Below are 5,058 nucleotides of genomic sequence, written 5' to 3' on the forward strand. Positions count from 1 at the left end.
AAATAAAACTTGCGAGATTAAAATAAAGTTGTACTTTTGCACCCGCTTTGAGAAACAAGCGATAAAATAGAATGACACGTTCATAGACATATTGGATTGACAGCACGATTTAAATAGGAATATTTAAATTGTAAATTTAAGAGAGAGTAAGATTTTTCGAGTAGTGCAATAGACCTAGTAAACTTTATCTACAATATTAAAATTATACGATGAAGAGTTTGATCCTGGCTCAGGATGAACGCTAGCGGCAGGCCTAACACATGCAAGTCGAGGGGTAGAAGGAGCTTGCTCCTTTGAGACCGGCGCACGGGTGCGTAACGCGTATGCAATCTACCTTGTTCAAAGGGATAGCCCAGAGAAATTTGGATTAATACCTTATAGTATTATAAAGTGGCATCATTTAATAATTAAAGATTTATCGGAACAAGATGAGCATGCGTCCCATTAGCTAGTTGGTATGGTAACGGCATACCAAGGCAATGATGGGTAGGGGTCCTGAGAGGGAGATCCCCCACACTGGTACTGAGACACGGACCAGACTCCTACGGGAGGCAGCAGTGAGGAATATTGGACAATGGGCGCAAGCCTGATCCAGCCATGCCGCGTGCAGGAAGACGGTCCTATGGATTGTAAACTGCTTTTATACAGGAAGAAACACCCCGACGTGTCGGGACTTGACGGTACTGTAGGAATAAGGATCGGCTAACTCCGTGCCAGCAGCCGCGGTAATACGGAGGATCCAAGCGTTATCCGGAATCATTGGGTTTAAAGGGTCCGTAGGCGGGCTTATAAGTCAGTGGTGAAATCTCCCAGCTCAACTGGGAAACTGCCATTGATACTGTAGGTCTTGAATTATTAGGAAGTAACTAGAATATGTAGTGTAGCGGTGAAATGCTTAGATATTACATGGAATACCAATTGCGAAGGCAGGTTACTACTAATATATTGACGCTGATGGACGAAAGCGTGGGTAGCGAACAGGATTAGATACCCTGGTAGTCCACGCCGTAAACGATGGATACTAGCTGTTCGGAGCAATCTGAGTGGCTAAGCGAAAGTGATAAGTATCCCACCTGGGGAGTACGAACGCAAGTTTGAAACTCAAAGGAATTGACGGGGGCCCGCACAAGCGGTGGAGCATGTGGTTTAATTCGATGATACGCGAGGAACCTTACCAAGGCTTAAATGTAGTTTGACAGATTTGGAAACAGATTTTTCTTCGGACAAATTACAAGGTGCTGCATGGTTGTCGTCAGCTCGTGCCGTGAGGTGTCAGGTTAAGTCCTATAACGAGCGCAACCCCTGTTGTTAGTTGCCAGCGAGTAATGTCGGGAACTCTAACGAGACTGCCAGTGCAAACTGTGAGGAAGGTGGGGATGACGTCAAATCATCACGGCCCTTACGCCTTGGGCCACACACGTGCTACAATGGACGGTACAGAGAGCAGCTACATGGTGACATGATGCGAATCTTCAAAACCGTTCTCAGTTCGGATCGGAGTCTGCAACTCGACTCCGTGAAGCTGGAATCGCTAGTAATCGGATATCAGCCATGATCCGGTGAATACGTTCCCGGGCCTTGTACACACCGCCCGTCAAGCCATGGAAGCTGGGGGTACCTGAAGTCGGTGACCGCAAGGAGCTGCCTAGGGTAAAACTGGTAACTGGGGCTAAGTCGTAACAAGGTAGCCGTACCGGAAGGTGCGGCTGGAACACCTCCTTTCTAGAGAAAAGATGTAAGTTAAAAAGTTTAAGTAAAAGAGAATTTTACTCTCGCTGTTAATTCAAATAATAAATCATAAATACAGAGTCTCGTAGCTCAGCTGGTTAGAGTACTACACTGATAATGTAGGGGTCGGCAGTTCGAGTCTGCCCGGGACTACTTAATTTTATGATTAAAAGGAAATTTTAGGGGTTGAGTAAGCCGTTTGAAGTCTGTTAACTGCAAACTGTTAACTGCCGACTAAAAAATGGGGGATTAGCTCAGCTGGCTAGAGCGCCTGCCTTGCACGCAGGAGGTCATCGGTTCGACTCCGATATTCTCCACAATTCTGAAAAGAAAAAAGTTCATTGACATATTGAGATAAAAAATATTTAAAAAAAGTAGAAAGAAAAAAGTAGAGTCATAGTTTATTATGATTATACAAAAGTACAATAAGCAAAATAAGGGCGTATGGGGAATGCCTAGGCTCTCAGAGGCGAAGAAGGACGTGATAAGCTGCGAAAAGCTACGGGGAGGAGCACATATCCATTAATCCGTAGATATCCGAATGGGGCAACCCGTCATGTTGAAGACATGTCACACCGATAGGTGAGCAAACCCGCTGAACTGAAACATCTAAGTAGGCGGAGGAGAAGAAAACAAAAGTGATTCCGTAAGTAGTGGCGAGCGAACGCGGATTAGCCCAAACCAATGTTGTTACGGCAATGTTGGGGTTGTAGGACCACAATATTTGATGGGGATTGAATTAGAATTACCTGGAAAGGTAGGCCAGAGAAGGTGATAGCCCTGTATAAGTAAGAGAACATATTGATAGTGGTATCCTGAGTAGCGCGGGGCACGTGAAACCCTGTGTGAATCTAGCGGGACCATCCGCTAAGGCTAAATACTCCTGAGAGACCGATAGTGAACCAGTACCGTGAGGGAAAGGTGAAAAGAACCGTGAATAACGGAGTGAAATAGATCCTGAAACCATACGCTTACAAGCGGTCGGAGCCTTTAGGGGTGACGGCGTGCCTTTTGCATAATGAGCCTACGAGTTAACGTTGCTGGCAAGGTTAAGCACTTCAGGTGTGGATCCGTAGCGAAAGCGAGTCTGAATAGGGCGCTTTAGTCAGTAGTGTTAGACGCGAAACCGTGTGATCTACCCATGAGCAGGATGAAGCTTTGTTAACCCAAAGTGGAGGTCCGAACCCGTTGACGTTGAAAAGTCTTGGGATGACTTGTGGGTAGGGGTGAAAGGCCAATCAAACTCGGAAATAGCTCGTACTCCCCGAAATGCATTTAGGTGCAGCGTTGGTTTAAAGTTATATAGAGGTAGAGCTACTGATTGGATGCGGGGGCTTCACCGCCTACCAATTCCTGACAAACTCCGAATGCTATATAATGTTTACCAGCAGTGAGGGCATGGGTGCTAAGGTCCATGTCCGAGAGGGAAAGAACCCAGACCATCAGCTAAGGTCCCAAAATCTATACTAAGTTGAAATAACGAGGTTTGTCTGCCCAGACAGCTAGGATGTTGGCTTGGAAGCAGCCATTCATTTAAAGAGTGCGTAACAGCTCACTAGTCGAGCGGACGAGCATGGATAATAATCGGGCATAAGTATAGTACCGAAGCTATGGATTTAGAGTTTACTCTAAGTGGTAGGGGAGCATTCTAACAGGGTTGAAGGTGTAATGTGAGTTATGCTGGACTGGTTAGAAAAGAAAATGTAGGCATAAGTAACGATAATGCGGGCGAGAAACCCGCACACCGAAAGACTAAGGTTTCCACAGCTATGCTAATCAGCTGTGGGTTAGTCGGGTCCTAAGGCGAACCCGAAAGGGACAGTCGATGGCCAACGGGTTAATATTCCCGTACTACTTATAATTGTGATGGAGTGACGGAGTGATGAAAGCACCGCGAACTGACGGAATAGTTCGTTGAAGTACCTACCTATAAGAACCGCAGGCAAATCCACGGATCTTGGGGAAATACGATAGTACTCAGAGTCTTCGGACAAAGAGATAGTGTGCCTAAGGGCTTCCAAGAAAAACTTCTAAACTTAGATTATAAGTACCCGTACCGCAAACCGACACAGGTAGTCGAGGAGAGAATCCTAAGGTGCTCGAGAGATTCATGGCTAAGGAATTAGGCAAAATAGACCTGTAACTTCGGGAGAAAGGTCGCCAGCAGCAATGCTGGCCGCAGTGAAAAGGTCCAGGCGACTGTTTATCAAAAACACAGGGCTCTGCAAAATCGTAAGATGAAGTATAGGGCCTGACACCTGCCCGGTGCTTGAAGGTTAAGTGGAGATGTTATCTTCGGAGAAGCATTGAAATGAAGCCCAAGTAAACGGCGGCCGTAACTATAACGGTCCTAAGGTAGCGAAATTCCTTGTCGGGTAAGTTCCGACCTGCACGAATGGTGTAACGATCTGGACACTGTCTCAGCCATGAGCTCGGTGAAATTGTAGTAGCGGTGAAGATGCCGCTTACCCGCAGTGGGACGAAAAGACCCTGTGCACCTTTACTATAGCTTAATATTGACCTTGGACACGTGATGTGTAGGATAGGTGGGAGACTTTGAAGTGGCGTCGCTAGGCGTTGTGGAGTCATTGTTGAAATACCACCCTTTGCTTGTCTGAGGCCTAACCCCGTAATCGGGGGACATTGTTTGGTGGGTAGTTTGACTGGGGTGGTCGCCTCCAAAAGAGTAACGGAGGCTTCTAAAGGTTCCCTCAGCACGCTTGGTAACCGTGCGTAGAGTGCAATGGTATAAGGGAGCTTGACTGAGAGACATACAGGTCGATCAGGTACGAAAGTAGAGCATAGTGATCCGGTGGTTCCGTATGGAAGGGCCATCGCTCAAAGGATAAAAGGTACGCCGGGGATAACAGGCTGATCTCCCCCAAGAGCTCATATCGACGGGGGGGTTTGGCACCTCGATGTCGGCTCGTCACATCCTGGGGCTGGAGAAGGTCCCAAGGGTTGGGCTGTTCGCCCATTAAAGTGGCACGCGAGCTGGGTTCAGAACGTCGTGAGACAGTTCGGTCTCTATCTACTGTGGGCGTTAGAAATTTGAATGGATCTGATTCTAGTACGAGAGGACCGAATTGGACAAACCGCTGGTGTATCTGTTGTTCCGCCAGGAGCACTGCAGAGTAGCTACGTTTGGAAGGGATAAGCGCTGAAAGCATATAAGCGCGAAACCCACCATAAGATGAGATTTCTTTTAAGGGTCGTGGAAGATGACCACGTTGATAGGCTATAGATGTAAAGGCAGTAATGTCATAGTCGAGTAGTACTAATAACCCGTAAGCTTATGTACAAATTTCCTCCTGAGAAATCGGGAGGAAG

General features: G+C 46.9%; 2 tRNA genes and 2 rRNA genes. All 4 read left to right on the forward strand.

The features are described 5' to 3' along the window. Positions 1–206 precede the first annotated feature (206 nt). Positions 207–1,722, forward strand: a 16S ribosomal RNA gene (locus ACFO3U_RS07275). An 85-nt stretch (positions 1,723–1,807) separates the two neighbouring features. Beyond that, positions 1,808–1,881: transfer RNA gene (locus ACFO3U_RS07280), tRNA-Ile, on the forward strand. A 90-nt stretch (positions 1,882–1,971) separates the two neighbouring features. After that, positions 1,972–2,045 (forward strand) — tRNA-Ala (locus ACFO3U_RS07285). A gap of 106 nt (positions 2,046–2,151) precedes the next feature. Beyond that, positions 2,152–5,029 (forward strand): 23S ribosomal RNA (locus ACFO3U_RS07290). Together the 16S and 23S rRNA genes with 2 tRNA genes alongside form the textbook arrangement of a ribosomal RNA operon. Positions 5,030–5,058: the final 29 nt, after the last annotated feature.

The organism is Flavobacterium ponti (genome assembly GCF_042652765.1).
Classification (GTDB): domain Bacteria; phylum Bacteroidota; class Bacteroidia; order Flavobacteriales; family Flavobacteriaceae; genus Flavobacterium; species Flavobacterium ponti.